The sequence below is a fragment of the Terriglobus albidus genome (assembly GCF_025685425.1).
Classification (GTDB): Bacteria; Acidobacteriota; Terriglobia; order Terriglobales; family Acidobacteriaceae; genus Terriglobus; species Terriglobus albidus.
In genome coordinates, this window is record NZ_JAGTAS010000056.1 from 157,747 (window position 1) to 174,743 (window position 16,997).

Consider the following 16,997-nt stretch of genomic DNA (forward strand, 5'->3'; position numbering starts at 1 on the left):
GGTCACGACAATGACTCGAAAGACAATCATCGCCTGGGGAAGCTGGATCTCGATCCCAATCACGGTTCTCGCGCTGGCCTTTGGGTTTCTTGGAAAAGCCGAAGCGCAGAGTTCGCGGCCTCAAGTCCAGGGATTCAAAGTCACTATCCTCTCCACGATGTTGGTCGGCGATACGAACGGTATAGGCGAATGGGGGTTTGCCGCTCTGCTCGACGTGGATGGTCATAAGATCCTTATCGACACCGGAGCTCATCCAGATACCGTGATTAGAAACGCTCATGACCTGCACGTCGATTTGTCTGGAGTGCAGGAGCTGATTCTGACGCACAATCACTGGGATCATGTTAGTGGCGTGTTGACGCTTCGTCGCGAACTAATGAAAGAAAATCGGAACGCGCTCTCCGTGATCCACGCTTCAGAGGACATCTTTAGCAGCCGCCCTTCGGAAAACGGCGAGCGTAATCAGATGATCGCCCTTCGGAAGGAGTACGAGGCCACGGGTGGCCGATTCGTCGTGCACTCGTCTGGTGCGGAGTTGATTCCTGGCGTTTGGTTTACGGGACCGATCCCTCGCATCTACCCGGAACACAACTGGACCAGTTCAGGGAAGATTTTGACTGCTTCAGGACTGGTGGAAGACAACATTCCGGAAGATTCATCTGTTGTGCTCAATTCGTCAAAAGGCTTGGTGATCATTACCGGATGCGGGCACGCCGGAATAGTGAATATCGCAACGTATGCCGAGAAGCATTTTGGCAATCGGCCCATCTATGGCGTCGTCGGTGGCTTGCATCTGTTTGCCTCTACTGATGAAGTTCTGGCCTGGACAGCGTCCAAGCTACGAGAGTTTCAGACGGCAAACCTATTAGCAGCTCACTGCACCGGTGTTGAAGCTACATTTCGGCTGCGGGAAGAGCTCGGACTCAACCGCAAGACGGCGGTAATTGCCACCGTTGGATCATCTTTTTCCTCGGCTTCCGGCATTGAGGTGGGCCCCCTCGCGAAGTAATGCATAGAACGTTGTCTCCGCAAGCGTAATCGTGCCAAGCAATTGGCTACCGTAACCTGGCTCGGTTCATCTGATTTGGGGTGGACGGGTGCCGCACGCCGGCTGCGAGGGTTGGTTCTCGAAATTGAAGAGAGCAACTCAACCTGTTTATTTGAGTGCTCCCAGAATTTCTGCGGTCTCTTGATCTGCCGGATAAAACGCTTCCAGTGTCACCTCCGACAGTTCGATCTCCACCGGCGTTCCAAATATGGTCACAGTACTAAGGAACGAAAGCACTCCGTTCGGCGTTCTCACTCGAAGAGGAATGGCAACTTCATGGACCAGATTGTCGCCGGAATGATTCGACTGCACGCTGGATTTGGAAGGATAACCGGTCAACTCGCTAAGAAGAACCTCCAGTGCGGGGTCGCGAGAGATCCGAAACTGGCGCCGAAGGCGATCGAGCAAATGGTGTCGCCACTCACCGAGGTTAACAATATTGGGAGCGAGCCCGCGAGGATGAAGGCTGATTCGCAGTGCGTTGGCAGGCGGCTTCAGCAGCTCCGGGTCAACCCCATCCAGCAACGGCGCAAGGGCTCGATTTGTAGCGACAATGTTCCAGTGCCGGTCCACGATCAACGCAGGATGTGGTTCATGGGCTCTTAACAGGCTTTCGAGAGCGGCCATGGCGTGAGTCAAGGTGGGATCCTGCAACGAGCGATTGCCGTAGATGGGCGAGTAGCCCGCGGCGAGAAGCATCACATTTCGTTCCCTCAACGGGACGTCCAGGTGCTCCGCCAAATGTAAAACCATCTCCCGTGAGGGAACTGCGCGTCCGCTTTCGATAAAGCTCAAATGCCTTTGAGAAATCTCAGCTTCAATAGCAAGTTCGAGTTGGCTGAATCGTCTGAGTTCGCGCCAAGAACGCATGATTTCGCCCACGGTTTGAGCTGCACCGGCCATGTGCCCCATCGTATGAGTTCGCCTGCTCAGGTTCAATTACCTCACAAGTAATTGCTCGGCTTCTCGTTTTATCACACGATCGGAGTTGCAGGAAAACTCACAACGAAGGAGCTGATCATAATGTTCAAACTCGATCGCCGGCAAATCATCCGAAGTGCTGCGTGGGGTACTGCGGCGCTCATGCAAGCGAGTCCCATTCCGTCCCAATCTGTCTCCGGTAATCAGCGAGGGGCAGCGAATCCACAGACATTCGTACCCGCGCGTGATGGAACGAGGCTCTTCATTCAGGATTGGGGATCGGGGCGCCCAATCATCTTCCTTAGCGCCTGGACCTTTCAATCAAATGTCTGGGGCAGCCACATGGCGGCTCTTACCGCGCATGGGTTCCGCTGTGTAGCTCCAGATCGCCGGGGGCATGGCCGTTCAGACGCACCAAACACGGGGTACGACCTGGATACTCTGGTCGATGATGTATCCAAGATCATGGATCAGCTCGATCTGCGAGATGCCGTGCTCGTGGCCCACTCCATGGGAGCCTTCGAAGCAGTCCGCTATCTCGCGACGGGGGGAGCACATCGCATCGCGCGACTTGTCTTGGCGGCGCCGTCAACTCCGTTTTCAACCAGAACCGCCGATAACCCCGAGGGATGGCCAAAAGAGGGAATTGAAGCGCAGACCCAACTCATCGTAAAAGACTTTCCACGATGGATTGGAGAAAATGAGGAACCCTTCTTCACGCCCGATACATCTCAGGAGACCCGGACCTGGATCAAGAACATGATGATGAACGTTTCATTGCCTGTTGCTTTAGCGACGCGAGCAGCAACCTCAGCCGCGGATGTTCGTCCAGATCTGGCAAAAATTTCCTGCCCCACGCTGATTGCCCATGGAGACAAAGATGTCAGTGCTCCTCTTGCGATGACCGGCGCTCGAACTGCGCGGCTCATTCCGAATTCCAGGTTGATCGTCTATCCCGGCGCCCCTCATGCCATCATTCTCACTCACCGAGAACGATTCCTCTCCGATCTGCTGGCGTTCATTGAAGCGTGATCGAGCCGACCATCGTTTTCTACGAATTCCATTCCACGATTGCATCGCATTGCCTGTACTCGCTGGTCAAGACAATCGAGAGCCAGTTCTGTTGAGACGGCTGCTCTTCGTTGAGTGACGGTATTCATCTGAACAACCGTGGCGGAATGATCGCAACCGATCTTGTCCAGCAATTCATCGATTGATCTAGCCGCTCGCGCCAACGCACTGAATACCAGTCAGGAGTTGGCGAATGCTCGACTTATCACAAATCGCCGAGTGCACGATCTTACCGCTGCCACTTGGATCGCGAAGGAAGAAGCTCAGAATTCAATTCCGGTCATCGAACTCCTGATTGAGTTGGCCTCTTGCGGAACCTGTGACCAAGCGTGTCGGCATCCCTTGGGATGATCTTCCGGAGGAGCAGAAGCTGTCTTCGTTCCCGAGCAGGACGATGCGAAGCCGGCAGGGAAGAAGCTGGCAGCGAAGGGTATTGCGCGTCAAAAGGTAGCGAAAAAGAAGAGAACGGCCTAGCAGGAACCCACGTCGAAGCGGACTCGAGGATGTCGAGGCCGCTATTTTTTTGCCGGGATAAACCGGCTCGATTCCCCGGTCTTCTCACGTTGGGAACGATCACAAGAATTCTTGTCGGGATTGCCTCCCGTATTTTCCATTGACAACCCTGCTCCGGGTTGACTAAATTCAGCTGCCATATAGATAACGATCATCATTTTTGAATACAAAAGATTGAATTTGAGGTTGCCAGTGCAGGAGCATTGGGGCGATGGAGTCTTGCCGCCCGGAAAGTGACGCGATATGGATAACAAACATGCAAATTTAGGCTTACGTGCTGGTCTGGTGAGGCTGGCAAACTCCTTCCAAAGATTCTTCGCCGGAACGTTAGTATTGCTGGCAGCCACCGTCGTGACGTTCGGACAATCATCGTCCGGGATACGCGGTAGGGTTGTTGATCCATCGGGTGCGGTAGTTCCTCATACACAAGTCATAGTGCGCAATGTGGACACAGGTGTTGACAAGCAGACGGAGACAACGGGGGCTGGCGAATATTCAGTGCCGTTTCTTCCCGTGGGCAGGTATGAGGTTCGCGTAAATGCCGTTGGGTTTCAAATATCACAGCAGACGAACCTAACGCTTACCACCAATCAGGTTCTTGACGTGAGCTTCCGCCTGCAGCCAGGCGCAGTCACAGAAACGATCAATGTGGATTCCTCAGCTCAGGTCCTGGACTATGACAAAGCCGACCGTGGTGACTTGATCGAAGCAAAGCGCATCGCGGAGCTTCCGGTCAATACTGGAAACACGTTCAATCTCGCCACCCTGAGCGCCGGTGTGACCTCCACCACGACGGGACAGCGCTACGACAACCAGAGCGCGCAGTCGCTGTTGATCCATGGCGCTACTGTCGAGTTCAATATCGATGGAGTCACCAACTACAGTCTGACCGGCGGCCAAAACTATGCCTTTCCGCCGCCCACCGCAACTGTTCAAGAATTCAACATCACAACCAATGCGTTTGACGCTTCTTCTGGACGAGCTCCGGGAGGATCAATCGATATGACCCTCAAATCGGGCACGCAAAAGCTCCATGGCACCGTCTACGAAATCCTTCAACGCGCCTTCATGAACGCCAATACCTCGACAAATGGCGCTTTCATTCAGCAGGCGTTGGCCGCTGGGAAGCCGACTGCGCAGTACAACAAGCCTGCCTCATCACAGGATCAGTACGGCTTCGAGGTCGATGGTCCTGTCATCATTCCCAGGCTTTGGGGACCGGAAAAGAAGACCTTCTTCACCATTTCGTATGAGAGGTTTTACCTCAGGGGAATTGGGAATGCGTCCGCTTCTGTTCCTCTACCTGCCATGATCAATGGTGATTTCAGTTCGTTGCTGACCGCAAATGGAGCTACCTATAACCAGCCCATTTATGACCCCGCATCCGAAGCATCCTGCACGGCGAACAATACCGATAATGGAACTTACTCGAACGGGAAGCCTCATACCTGCCGCTACCAGTTTGGGTATGGGCCTGGAGGCGGGCCAGGGCCGCAGGGGAATCCTGTCCTTACCGGGCGTGCGAACGTCATTCCCGCAGGCCGCCTGAATCCGGTAGGCCAGGCGATTCTTTCCTGGTTTCCAGCACCTAATATTTCTCCTACACCGACCACAGCTAACAATTTCTCTAACAACTATCTCGGTACGACTCCTGGTACTGCTCTGCAGCGTTTGTATCTGATCAAGATCGACCAGAATATCGGTGACAAAGATACGGCGAACGTCACGCTCAAGCTCTGGACGGACAACAATACGGCGAATGGCGCATTTCCTCGCAACGATGTAAATGCCGCTCACCCCGGGCTGAACTACGCCGCAAGTGTTGCCCACTACCTCAGTCGCTATAAGAACCCGTCGGGCACTGTGGCCTGGACGCACACCTTTAGCCCTCATCTGGTCAACAACGTCAAAGTTTCTATTCTTGTGACCAATCAGACTGACAGTACAGGACCAGGTAATGGTTTCAACCCGAGCGGTCTTGGACTTCCCGCCAGCATCGCCGCTGCCAATCCAAACTATTTCAACCGGTTTCCGCTCGTGAACTTGACCGGATATAACGGGCTAGGTTCAATCGCCGGTCTCAATCGCGGTGACAACGAGCTTCAATTCACCGATGTTGTGAATCTGGTGCGCGGTAACCATTCCATTCATTTTGGTGCAGATCTTCGTCCCATTCAATATAGCCAGAGGTCGTCTAATGCGGCAGGAAGCGGTCTTACGTTCAACGAGAGTAAGGCCTGGACTCAGCAGTGGAACACAGTTGTGACCGGAGGTGCGACCAACATTTCGACCCCGGCGGGTTATAGCGGCAACGCTCTCGCATCACTCCTGACGGGAACGTTGGACTCCGGCAGTGCGGGCTCTCAGCCCGACAACTATTTTTCCTCGCACTACTACGCTGCGTTTGTACAGGATGACTGGAAGATTCGGCCAAATCTCACCTTGAATCTCGGCTTGCGGTGGGAGAGCCTCGGCGCCCCCGTTGATCGTCACAATCGCACCATATCCGCATTTGATACCACCTCTACCAACCCGATCAGCAGCCAAGTCAATTTCTCCGGACTGCCGATTTCGACGCTCCTTGGTGGAATCACGTTTGCCGGCGTGAATGGACGTCCTCGTGCACCGTTCGAGGCTGCGCTATCGCAGTTTGGTCCCAGGGCTGCATTCGCTTACACGGCTCATCGCAACTTGGTGGTTCGCGGTGGCATTGGCGTGTATTATCAGCAGACCGGTTCCGGAAATCAGTATGCAGCCCCCCAGACCGGCTTCGCGACAACAACGAACTATGTAGGCTCGTTTGACGGGGGCGCTACACCGCTGCAGAACCTTTCCAATCCGTTCCCATCATTCCAAAACTCAGTCGGCAATTGTGGCGGAGATGCGAGTGCCTGCCTGACAACCAACGCGGGACAAGGTCTCTCCTTCATCAATCCGAACTATCGCCCGCCTCTGGTCCTGATGTCTGCATTGGGCGTCCAACAGCAGTTGACCAAGTGGGACACGCTGGAAATTTCCTACGCTGGAAACCGTACCTATGGCTTAACGTACTCTGACGATCTGAACCATATTAGCGCTGCAGCTCAGGCAGCTTGCGATCCAGAGCGTGGTGGCGTGGGCACCAATTGCACGAACGGCGCGAGCAATGGCACCGTGGGATATATCAACAATCCCTTCAAAGGGATTCCTGCGTTTGCCGGCACGGCGTACTATACCGCGTCTACGATTCAACGCATCAACTTTACACGGCCATTCCCGCAATTCACCAATGTGACCGAGACACTTCTCAACGGAGGCGAGTTCTACTACAACGCTTTGGAAGCAACCTATAACCATCGGACATCGTTAGGGCTGACCCTGCATGCTACCTACACCTATTCCAAAGCCATTAGCGCAGCGGGATTCACTAGCGGAGCGTCGGGATCCATTGACTTCGTCAATCGAATTCCTTCGCGTACTATTTCAGGAACGGATATCCCTCACAGGATTTCGATCTCAGGCGTCTATCAGCTTCCGATCGAGCGTGGCCGCGGGATTTTTCCGAACCTGAACCGGTATTTGGACTACATCGTGGGTGGATGGCAGGTCAGTAGCATTATGACGTATCAGTCTGGTCTGCCTTTCAACATCACTGGATACGAGATCGACCCTACGGCTAACGGCGGTTACATTCTGCCGAGGCAGCGCTTCTACCCCGGTCAACCGAATCCGTACCACACTCAGGCGAACAGCAATTCGTATGTGCAGGCATTCAAGCCTTGTGTTGGAACCCGTGATCCCAATACGGGCGTCGTCACACTGCAGGCGTACTCTGTTACGGCTGGATGCACGGGTGCGAACTTCATTTCCATTGGGACTTATGGCGCCGTCCCGAACATCGTTTATACCGGAATCAGGCTGCAGCAGTTCGTCAACATTGACGCAAACATCAGCAAGAACTTCCATATCTACGAGCGTGTCGCGGCACAACTTCGCCTGGACGCGTTCAATGCGGCCAATCACGTTACCCAGTTATCCTCGGGCTATAACACCACTGCCGGAGATGCGAACTTTGGTACCTATCAAATGGGCACAGCAGCGGGTGGGAACATCAGCAATCGAATCCTTCAGATTACTGGAAGGATCAACTTCTAATGGCATCACGGCGGCAGCCGAACGCTGCCGCCGGCCTCAATCCTCATCGACCTGCCCGGAGATTTTGGTGGGATATCAGCCTCTGTTCATCATTTTGTGTTTTATATTTTTCTGCATACCTTCTCCCGGAGAGATTCTGACCGCGGCGGTGCCTGCCGGTATGCCTCAAAACAAGAACTACGTCATCCAGGTCAAGACATCGAAGGAAGCATGGCGTCGCGTCGACTGCTATGAGCCGGAAGTTGATATGCGTTCCCCCGCCAGGGCAGCAATGGCAGCATTTGACTTTACAGGGAAAGTCCGCGTCTCCATCGATGTGGCGTACGAGGTTCACGCAGTACGGGTGCGGCCTGCTTCTCTCGGTGTAAACGCTTTGGTGCGGGGACGACGGATTGAGTTCGAATTGGCTCATCCGGCAAATTTATCCATTGAGTTGAACGGAGACACACACCATAATCTGCATCTCTTCGCCGGTTCGCCCAATACCTCGGTGCCGGAAAAGACGGACGACGGTGTCCACTACTTCGGCCCCGGTTTGCACCATCCGGGTGATGTTCTGCGTCTCAAGAGTGGCGAAAGTCTCTATCTCGCACCAGGAGCAGTTGTCGTAACGAGCGTCGTCTGCGACCACGTCAGCAACGTGCACATTTTTGGAAAAGGGATTCTTTGGCACGCCAAGGACGGGATCCGTATTGACGATTCGAAGCATGTGCTCGTGGAAGGTGTAACGGTCATGAATCCCGACCATTATTCGGTCCTGATCGGCAATTCATCGGATGTGACTGTTCGCAATATGAAGTCCTTCAGCAGCAAGGGTTGGGGAGATGGCATAGACATCTTCACCAGCAAGCACATTCTTGTGGACGGCGTCTTCATGCGCAACTCCGATGACGCGATCGCGATCTACGGCCACCGTTGGAACTACTATGGTGATACCGATGACATTACTGTCTCTAATTCCACGCTGTGGGCGGACGTCGCACACCCTATTCTGGCCGGGACACATGGCGATTCGGAAAATCCGGAGATCATCGAGCACCTGACGTTCCGGAACATCGACGTCCTTCAACAAAACGAGCCGCAGATCGACTACCAGGGTTGCCTCGCTCTGAACGCCTCAGATGGAAACCTGATCCGTCACGTATTCGTGGACGGGATGAGAGTCGAGAGTATCGAGAACGGACAGTTGTTGAACGTGCGCGTCACGTTCAACCGGAAGTACGCAAAAGCACCCGGCCGGGGCATTGAAGATGTATACATAAAAGATCTTAGCTATTCAGAGGGGAGTCCCGGGCTTTCGATTATCAATGGGTATGACGAGAGCCATATGGTCCGCAGCATTAAGTTCGAAAATCTCCGCATCGGAGGGAATGTGATCTCAGATCACATGGCTGGCAAGCCGCCGTACTACAAGACCGCAGATATGGCTGAAATCTTTGTTGGCGATCATGTGGAAGACATCACTTTCATAACGACGGAAGAAGCAGCGAAAGTCACGCCTGTAACAGGGCCGTGAGAGTCGGCGCCGCCAAGAACTACTTGCGGAAATGGGCGTTCCGCCGATGCTTTCGCCGCGTGGCTGAGCTTACGCTTCAAAACAACACAGAGGAAGTCAATGAAAGATTCCTTCGGGGAATTGTCCGGAATGGCCGAAACGGCGACCGCCGCTATTAGTTGTGTCCTCTAACGATTTCCGCCGACGTTTGACGCATTTCTATTTCGACCCCACGGCTGGTTTAACGGGTCATAACGTGCGCGTAACGTTATATTTGCTGCTTTTAACTATCTGATAATAAAGGATCGCGGCTAAGGGGCGGCGACTGAACTGTTCCGAACATTGACGGGACATTCCATCTCTTTGAGACTCCTTTCGAACACTAGAAGAGGAGCGGAAATGAACCAACGAATCTGGCAGAGGGACACGGTCTTGCTCACCATGACAACAGCGATGGATCGGATGCTCTTTGTCGATGAGAGAGTATCGGACGATGCAGGCTTCGCGAGAGCAAATCGAGTCGTTTCCAGACGATCTCAGCGCAGTCGGAAAAATGCGGTTATACCGGCTCGGCGGTCTTCTTGGAGCGCGGATGAGCCCCGCAAGACTCGCGCACAATAAGGGTAGCCGGCAAGAGTATTTTCTCCGGCGAACGGCCAACGTCGCTTCCGGTAATCTCAATCCGATCCAGCAGAAGGCGGAAGGCTCGCCGTGCCAGATCCACCGCAGACTGTCCGACGGTAGTAACTGGCGGCGCGATCACCGGTGCCAGTTCGAAATCATCGAATCCTATAATCGCCACTTCGGAGGGGATCTTTACTTTTCGCTCCGAAAAAGCTCGTAAAAGATGAACGGTAGTCCGGTAATTGGTAGAAAACACCGCCGTGGGAGCGTCTTGTTTCAGGCGGGCACTGTCAACCCAATTCATGGCAGCTTCTAAACAGTCGACCTTCATGGAGAGGTACGGACGAAGCCCGTGCGCCGACATTGCGCTTCGGTAGCCTTTTACGCGTTCCGCAACAGGATAGGCTTCGCTGTCGAAACCAACGCAGGCAATCCGTTTGTGGCCATGAGAGATCAAATGCTCCACCGCTTCTTCGGCCCCGGCCCGGTTCTCAATCAGCACAGCATCCGTTCCAAGTCCTTCCAGGGGCCGATCGAAGGCTACGATTGGAAGCCCACCCTCGATGACACGCTGAATGCGGTTTACATCGAGGGTTCCAGAAGTGACCAAAAGCAAGCCCGATAGCTTTCGACGGGCCATCAGTTCAGCCTGCTGGGTCTCCAACTCGACATCGTGCCCAGATGACACAATCAAAGTCAGATAACCGCTTTCGCGCGCGAGCTTCTCGATAGTGTTCGCACAATGTGCGAAGAAGATATCTGATAGATCGGGCACGATCAGTCCGATCATCATTGCTCTTTGCCCCTTGAGTAGGCCGGCCGCCTCGTTCCGTTCATATCCCAGTTGCTGGATCGCGGTGAGGACTTTCTTCTTTGTTTTTGGCTTGACTGCCGGATGGTCATTGATGACGCGTGAGACGGTCATTACGCCAACCCCGGCAACTCTTGCAACTTCACGAATTGTCGGCGTCTGCCGCTGGGACTTTCCTATGCCCTTCTTTTGTACCACCCAAAACTCCCTGACCGAGTGCCGACATCGCGACGCTTACTTCGCCTGACTAGCGAATATTTTAGTTGGAACATGATATCGCAGTTTGATGATCAGATAATTCGTCTCAGTAATAAGGGCGGCCAGTGGCGCTGGATCATCTATTAGGGGGGCGTGCCGGCCTGGACCGTTGGCACATCATTACTTGGCAACGTATGTTTTTCAGCAACTATGCGTTACCGTCCGCATGCCTGTGGGGTAGCCAAGACATTTGCTCTTGCTGAATGGCTACGATTTGATTTCCTTCACAGCCTATGGACACTTGGATATAACCATCGAGCCGCGTGAATTTACGGACAGGATGGTCATCCAAGCGCTTCTTCACCGAATGGGGGTTACTGCGTAGCTGCCTGGTTCCCCACTAAAAGGCGTAACGACATCAGCGGTCCGACTGGAATGTACTCGTGATCGAGAAGGTTCTCTTTAGCAAGGGGCAAAGACTCCATGATGGAATCCGCCTCCGCAACGTCTCGGGCGTTTAAGAGGAAAATCGCTCCTCTACCATCTTCTCGCGAGTACCATTCGCGAACCTTCCCATCGAGGTAAAGTTGGACCGTCGCGCGTATCTCAGCAGGCATGATGGCCATGACCTGCTCGCGCGTTACACCGGGCTTTGCTTTTAGCAAAGCAAACACCCCGATAGTTGCCGCGGTAGACGTTTGAGTTGACGTGTGGGGTTGGTCAGCCATAAGCGAGCGCTCCTCTCAGGTTATTGTGAGTTGTGAAGGCAACTACCTGTTGCCCTGTGGATGCAATAACAAACGACATACAACAGCTTGCCTAGCCGTCCTCAAAGAAGACGTAAACATCACCGAGATCGCGGCAGTACTGTCTTTAAGCGGTGTGGCTTCAACGGCAATACACCATTAGAAGCGTTTCTTCGGATATAGGATGATATGCGTAATCTGATGGACTCATTTTTCATGTGATTATTTATTTGGGCGGTTGCCGGGCAAGTCGGGGGGCGCGTGCGGATGATTATCCCGGCACAAGAAAGAGCCTCCGATTACCGGAGGCTCTTCTCTTTTCAGGCTTCGTTAATAGAGTTACCGGAACAGGCGAGGCGCGAAGTCATAGAAGGAGCGGCGCCACGTCAGCCACTCATGCGCTGTGCCAGGAGACTCGTAGTAGACGTTCTCTACGCCGGTCTTTTTCAACAGTTCGCTAAACTGCTTGACGCGAGGTCCTTCCATGGATCCGGTTGAGAGATAGAGCAGCTTGATCTTCTTGTTGAATTCTGCGGGCTTTTCAAACGCTCCACTGCAGCTTGTCTTCGGATCGAAGTTTCCTCCACTCCCACAATTGCCGCTGAATCCGCCCAAATACGAGAAATCGTCCAAATGTGTCAACCCCGTGTTGAAGGTCTGAAATCCTCCCATGGAGAGCCCAGCCATGGCGCGGTTCTCGCGACCGGGCGCAACTCGGTATTTTTTCTCCACCATTGGAATTAAGTCCGCGAACATCATCTCAGTAAAGGTGGTGCTCATACGGGGCATGCCTCGCGGCGCGGGTGTAGCTCCCGGCGGCGGAGGTGGTACGGGGACCGCCTGAGTGAGGACGGAACGGGCGTTGTAGATGGATGCATCTTCACCCGGCTTGGCAGCGTTGAGGTTATCCATGACGATGATCATTGGCTTTGCTTTGTTGGCGGCTATCAGGTTGTCCATGATTAACTCAACGTGACCTTGCGCTGTCCAGCCAACCTCGTTCTCTCCCCACCCGTGCATCAGGTAGAGAACCGGGTAGCGGATCTTTGAGTTGGCATCATAGTCCGGTGGCGTGTAGATCATTGCGCGGCGCCACTGCTGCGTCACAGTCGAAAAGTAATCCTGTTCGCGGACCACGCCATGCGGAACAGCCTTGCGAGCGTAGAAGTCAGCATCCGGCGCCGGTACCTCGACAGCGCTGCTCCACTGCCCGCCACCGAAGTACGTCCGTGTAGAAGGATCAGAGACCGAAGCTCCATCCACCGAGATCATGTAATAGTGGAATCCCTCGACTAACGGGGGCGTTGTGGCGTACCAGAGACCGTCTTCTTTCTTGGTCATCTCGACGCCACCAGCTGTTTTTACCTGCACCTTCTGTGCGTCGGGGGCGGACACGCGGAACATTACCGTGCGGTCGGGACGAATGCACGGATAGGGCGCGCCGGGAATATTGAGTGCCGAGGGTTTGCAGTCCGCCGGAGGCTGGGCGAGTGTCGTGCCACCTGCTAGCAGGGCCATCAATAGGATCTGTGGCTTCATAGTGCTCCTCTTTTGCTATATGAGTTTTTGGGTTTATGCAGATCGTCGCCTCGAAGGCTATCCTCTTGAGCTCTTCGAGGCGACGGGTTGTTGACTCAGATCGAATCAGGTAAGTGCTAGAAGCTGTATTTGGCGGCAAGTTGCAGCTGGCGCATATTACCTGTCGACCCAACGCGGCCAAAGGTGGCCGAGTTGATGTTCATGTTCGGAGCGCCCACGTTCATGTGATTCAGGACGTTGAACGCTTCAAACCGGATCGAGAGCTGATGCTTCTCGCTATAGGGCATCTTGAAGTTCTTGTGAAGTGAAGCATCGGTGTTGATCAGACCAGGAGCGCGGTAGCTGCCTCTGGCTACAGATCCAAAGAATCCCGGAGCGTTGTTTTTGAAGGCCGCCTTATTCGCCCATACGCTGAATGTACGAGCGGACGAGGACAGATAAGGACTGATTCCGGTCGGATCTGGGCGGTCAAAGGTCCCGTTCGAATTACCGATCGACGAGTTGTCCGCTCCAACGCTCGGGGTAATCGGTTGACCAGTCTGCTCCGTGAAGATCGTTCCGAGCTGCCATCCACCGATCAGGGCATCCATGAAGCCCTTCACGTTGACCAGCTTTCCAGGACCGATCGGTAGATCGTAGAGGATAGAGCCCGATAGCCGATGCGTTACGTCGAAGGCCGATGGACCGTACTCGCAGCGCAGGCAGTAGCTGTTCTGCGGGAAGAGCAGGTCGTTGCCCTGGTTTCGAATACCGGAACCGTTGTCCAGCGACTTGGAATAGGTGTACGAAGCAATAATGTTCAAACCATTGCTGAAGCGCCGGGTAACCTTCGCTGCTCCGCCGTGGTAGCTGGCCGATCCCTGATCATGAACCAGCTGGATCACGCCGTAATTCAGGAAGGGAAGACGGGATGCTACCGAGGTCTGAGCACCGTTTCCGATATATCCGTAGGGCGTTGGCTGGTTCATGTTCAGGAAGCCATAGAGATGACGGCTCACGCTGCCCAGGTACCCAGCCTCCAGAACCCAGTCTTTGCCGAACTGTTGCTGCAGATTCAACAGGAACTGTTCCGTGTAACTGGTCTTATGTGAGACTGCGTTCGCGTAAGCATACAAGCCGGTGGTTCCCGGAATTGCCGCCACCGCGCCGGTACCGCCCGGCAGGGCATTGTTCCAGAACAGGTCTGCTGTTCCAGCCGGAGTGCTGGTGTTCGCGTTTACCGTGACGCGGCCTGCAATGTTGCGCGCCATGTCAAAGTAGGCATTGCCAACATCCTGGTTGTAGAAGATGCCGTAGCCAGCACGGATTACCATGCCGTTGACCGGTGAGTAGGACAGTGAAAAGCGCGGCGCCCAGTTCATCTTTGCCGTATTGACCAACGCATCCGGCAGTAGGCCATTGCTGCAGCGCGCCGCTGGATTAGCGCGTGTACCCGCCTTGCCCGTGCTGTCCGTCCAGTAGATCGAAAGGCCCTGATATGGGTCGCTGCAGTTGCCTTGGCGGACAAAGAATGGCCACTGAGCCTGCGGCTGCGTACCCGAGCCGAAGGTAGGCGCGTTCGGCACGTATACAGTGAACTGGTCGTTCAAGGCATCTACCCATGGAGGAGTGAGTTCGTACCGAAGTCCGAGTGACAGGGTCAGCTTCGGGGTGAACTTGAACGTGTCGTCGATGTACGCAGCCCAGACATTGCGGCGGTACTGCGCGTTTGCGACGGCGACCGCTACGGAAGACTGCTGGATGTTGCCGAGAAGGAATTCGGCGAACGCATCGCCACCAGAGTAAACATTCGATCCCGAGGAATTGGTGCTCACGAAGGCAGTTGTGTTCGGAGCGAAGTTGAACTGTCCACGGGAGAACTGGTTACCCAGCTGATTGAACTGCTGGCGGCTGTACTCCATGCCCATGCGCAGGGAGTGCTTGCCCTTTGTCCACGAAACATTGTCGACGATCTGCCAGGCCGGGTCATCAACAACATACGGTCCATCCTGCGTATCGCCGAAGTTACTCCAGAAGTTCGTCGTTCCGCTTCGGATCGTTCCGAAGCTGATGAACGGAATGCCCCATGTCGAAGACGGACCGCCGGACAGTCCTGGAATCTGCAGACCGGTCACAACGTCCGTCGTAAATGCAGAAAGCAGACCGAGCGAGTTATAGAAGTGGCTGTATCCGAACCTTGCTTCATTGACGAGATGTGGCGTGAACGTAAAGGTATTGGATCCCATGTACTGGTAGTACTGGGTAATGGTCTTGCTGCCCGCGCCCGACAGGCCGGTATTGATGATGTCTTCGTCGCCTTGGCTAAAGCGGAAGGCAAACTGGGAACGGGTAGACATGTAGTAGTCACCGCGGGCGGTGAAGGACTGGCGATTCTGAGGGCTGTTCGTCGGGTAACGGTAGTTAGGATTTCCTGTGCTTGGCGTCGGTCCCACCGCATAGTACTTCAGCAGCCGCTTCGATACATCGCTAATGCGGCTGGGGCAGATAACGTTCAGCACGCCGTTGCAGGAAAACTGCTGTTTGTTCATACCTGTCGACGTTCCCGTAGCGGGATCGTAGATCCTGGTCGCATACGTTGAGAAGTCGCCATTCTGTTGTACCGCCGTGGGAACGGTTGCTGTGGCCGTCCCGTTGGAGCGGATGCGTCTCCATTCATCGTCGACCATGAAGAAGAACTTGTCCTTGCCGTTGAAGACTTTCGGAATGCGTACCGGGCCGTCAAAGACAAAACCGTAATCGTTCCACTTGAAAGGGTTCACGGTAGGAGCTGTGGGATTGTAAGAGAAGTAGTACGGCAACGCGTCGACGTAGTTGTTACGGATGAACTCATATGCAGATCCATGAAATGCATTGGTGCCGCTCTTGCTCACAACGTTGACCTGCGATGCCTGATGTCCATATTCGGCAGAGTAGACGCCGGTCTGCGTCTTGAATTCCTGAATACCGTCGATGGAGGGCAGGGCAATGTAGGTATTGAAGTCCGGATCAGTGTTGAGAATGCCGTCGAGCGTGTAGTAGTCGAACATAATGCGCTGTCCGCCTACTGCCAGGGCCTGTGCTGCGCGGTCGCCGCCAAGGCGGCTGTTGGCCTGTCCCGAAGAGGGTGACAGCGTATTCACGTTGGACGACAGTGCTACAAGGGCCAGGTAGTTGCGGCCATTCAACGGGAGCTCATTGATCGCTTTGTTTTCGATCACGGTACCTACGGTTCCGTTTTCAGCCTGCAGCAGTGTTCCCGCTGCTTGTACTTCTATCGTCTCAGTCACGTTACCGAGCTGGAGCATCACGTCGAGGCGAACCGTCTGCTGGACCTGTACCTGGAACTCCTCACTCGTCGTGGTCTTGAAACCCTCGCGACTGACGCTGAGGGTGTAGGGCCCAACAGGCACTTCCGAAAAAGTGTAGTCACCGGTGCTGGTAGACGTTGTCTCACGTGTAGTCCCGGTCGAGGTGCTACGGAGCACGATCTTCGTGTCTGGTACAGCTGCGCTGGTGCTGTCACTGATGTGGCCAGAGACCACGCCGGCCGTTTGTCCGAATGTGCTGACGGCAGACAACAACATCAATATAAGGAACAAGAGAGAAAGAAATGTAGAACTTCCTCGAGGAAACGTTTTCTCTAATGGGCGTATGGCTCTCCTGAAAATGTTCACTTTCGATGACCCTCGCGATGCTGGTTTTGAAATCGGGAAAATATACGGCCAATGTGGGAGCAGTAGTCAAGCTTTTTCGTTTATTTCGCACACTGCTCAGGACGGTTGAGTTCTAGAGCATTTTCCCTGTTGCTGGTATCCCGGAAGAGAAGTGCAGCGGTGTTTTCATTGCGGAAGACGCCCATAAATGCGGAAGCCCTGCCCTACACCTACAGTGAAAATGCTCCATTGCGTAAAGAGCAAA

The 16,997-nt window shown here is 54.3% G+C and carries 10 protein-coding genes and 1 pseudogene; 4 read left to right on the forward strand and 7 right to left on the reverse strand.

What is annotated here, in order from left to right; genetic code table 11:
- Positions 1-10 precede the first annotated feature (10 nt).
- Complete coding sequence (locus OHL21_RS15310) at positions 11-1,009, forward strand: MBL fold metallo-hydrolase (protein ID WP_263418151.1); 999 nt, start codon at positions 11-13, stop codon at positions 1,007-1,009.
- Between the two features lie 147 nt (positions 1,010-1,156).
- Here OHL21_RS15310 and OHL21_RS15315 read toward each other — a convergent pair whose 3' ends face one another.
- Both OHL21_RS15315 and OHL21_RS24525 read right to left on the reverse strand, forming a co-directional pair.
- Complete coding sequence (locus OHL21_RS15315) at positions 1,157-1,747, reverse strand: MmyB family transcriptional regulator (RefSeq protein ID WP_263418152.1); 591 nt, start codon at positions 1,745-1,747, stop codon at positions 1,157-1,159.
- Positions 1,748-1,762: 15 nt separating this feature from the next.
- Positions 1,763-1,960: pseudogene (locus tag OHL21_RS24525) on the reverse strand (helix-turn-helix domain-containing protein); the annotation flags it as partial.
- Positions 1,961-2,071: 111 nt separating this feature from the next.
- On the opposite strand from OHL21_RS24525, the gene OHL21_RS15320 reads away from it, so the two are divergent.
- Positions 2,072-3,001, forward strand: a complete 930-nt coding sequence (locus tag OHL21_RS15320; RefSeq protein WP_263418153.1) for an alpha/beta fold hydrolase — start codon at positions 2,072-2,074, stop codon at positions 2,999-3,001.
- A 554-nt stretch (positions 3,002-3,555) separates the two neighbouring features.
- On the opposite strand, the gene OHL21_RS15325 is transcribed toward OHL21_RS15320, so the two are convergent.
- Complete coding sequence (locus OHL21_RS15325) at positions 3,556-3,900, reverse strand: hypothetical protein (RefSeq protein WP_263418358.1); 345 nt, start codon at positions 3,898-3,900, stop codon at positions 3,556-3,558.
- On the opposite strand from OHL21_RS15325, the gene OHL21_RS15330 reads away from it, so the two are divergent.
- Both OHL21_RS15330 and OHL21_RS15335 read left to right on the forward strand, forming a co-directional pair.
- On the forward strand, positions 3,797-7,687 hold the full coding sequence (locus tag OHL21_RS15330) for a TonB-dependent receptor (protein ID WP_263418154.1): 3,891 nt from the start codon (positions 3,797-3,799) through the stop codon (positions 7,685-7,687). The two genes, OHL21_RS15325 and OHL21_RS15330, sit on opposite strands and share 104 nt — an antisense overlap.
- A 160-nt stretch (positions 7,688-7,847) precedes the next feature.
- Positions 7,848-9,203 carry a glycosyl hydrolase family 28 protein gene (locus tag OHL21_RS15335; RefSeq protein ID WP_263418155.1) on the forward strand — a complete coding sequence of 452 codons (1,356 nt, stop codon included), beginning with the start codon at positions 7,848-7,850 and terminating at the stop codon, positions 9,201-9,203.
- 538 nt (positions 9,204-9,741) lie between these two features.
- Here the strand turns inward: OHL21_RS15335 and OHL21_RS15340 are convergent.
- The 4 genes from OHL21_RS15340 to OHL21_RS15355 form a co-directional block, all read right to left on the reverse strand.
- The gene (locus OHL21_RS15340) at positions 9,742-10,815 is read right to left on the reverse strand and encodes a LacI family DNA-binding transcriptional regulator (RefSeq protein WP_263418156.1); all 1,074 of its coding nucleotides are present in this window, start codon (positions 10,813-10,815) and stop codon (positions 9,742-9,744) included.
- 374 nt (positions 10,816-11,189) lie between these two features.
- Positions 11,190-11,543, reverse strand: coding sequence for a hypothetical protein (locus tag OHL21_RS15345; protein WP_263418157.1), 354 nt, complete (start codon positions 11,541-11,543; stop codon positions 11,190-11,192).
- Positions 11,544-11,900: 357 nt separating this feature from the next.
- Complete coding sequence (locus OHL21_RS15350) at positions 11,901-13,100, reverse strand: alpha/beta hydrolase-fold protein (RefSeq protein ID WP_263418158.1); 1,200 nt, start codon at positions 13,098-13,100, stop codon at positions 11,901-11,903.
- Positions 13,101-13,216: 116 nt separating this feature from the next.
- Positions 13,217-16,657 carry a TonB-dependent receptor gene (locus tag OHL21_RS15355; RefSeq protein WP_263418159.1) on the reverse strand — a complete coding sequence of 1,147 codons (3,441 nt, stop codon included), beginning with the start codon at positions 16,655-16,657 and terminating at the stop codon, positions 13,217-13,219.
- Positions 16,658-16,997 lie beyond the last annotated feature (340 nt).

What these genes read in the sequence shown, in the direction of transcription:
- OHL21_RS15310 (WP_263418151.1), top strand. Translation starts at nt 11, where the DNA reads ATGACTCGAAAGACAATCATCGCCTGGGGAAGCTGGATCTCGATCCCA.
- OHL21_RS15315 (WP_263418152.1), bottom strand. Translation starts at nt 1,747, where the DNA reads ATGCTTCTCGCCGCGGGCTACTCGCCCATCTACGGCAATCGCTCGTTG.
- OHL21_RS15320 (WP_263418153.1), top strand. Translation starts at nt 2,072, where the DNA reads ATGTTCAAACTCGATCGCCGGCAAATCATCCGAAGTGCTGCGTGGGGT.
- OHL21_RS15330 (WP_263418154.1), top strand. Translation starts at nt 3,797, where the DNA reads ATGGATAACAAACATGCAAATTTAGGCTTACGTGCTGGTCTGGTGAGG.
- OHL21_RS15335 (WP_263418155.1), top strand. Translation starts at nt 7,848, where the DNA reads ATGCCTCAAAACAAGAACTACGTCATCCAGGTCAAGACATCGAAGGAA.
- OHL21_RS15345 (WP_263418157.1), bottom strand. Translation starts at nt 11,543, where the DNA reads ATGGCTGACCAACCCCACACGTCAACTCAAACGTCTACCGCGGCAACT.
- OHL21_RS15350 (WP_263418158.1), bottom strand. Translation starts at nt 13,100, where the DNA reads ATGAAGCCACAGATCCTATTGATGGCCCTGCTAGCAGGTGGCACGACA.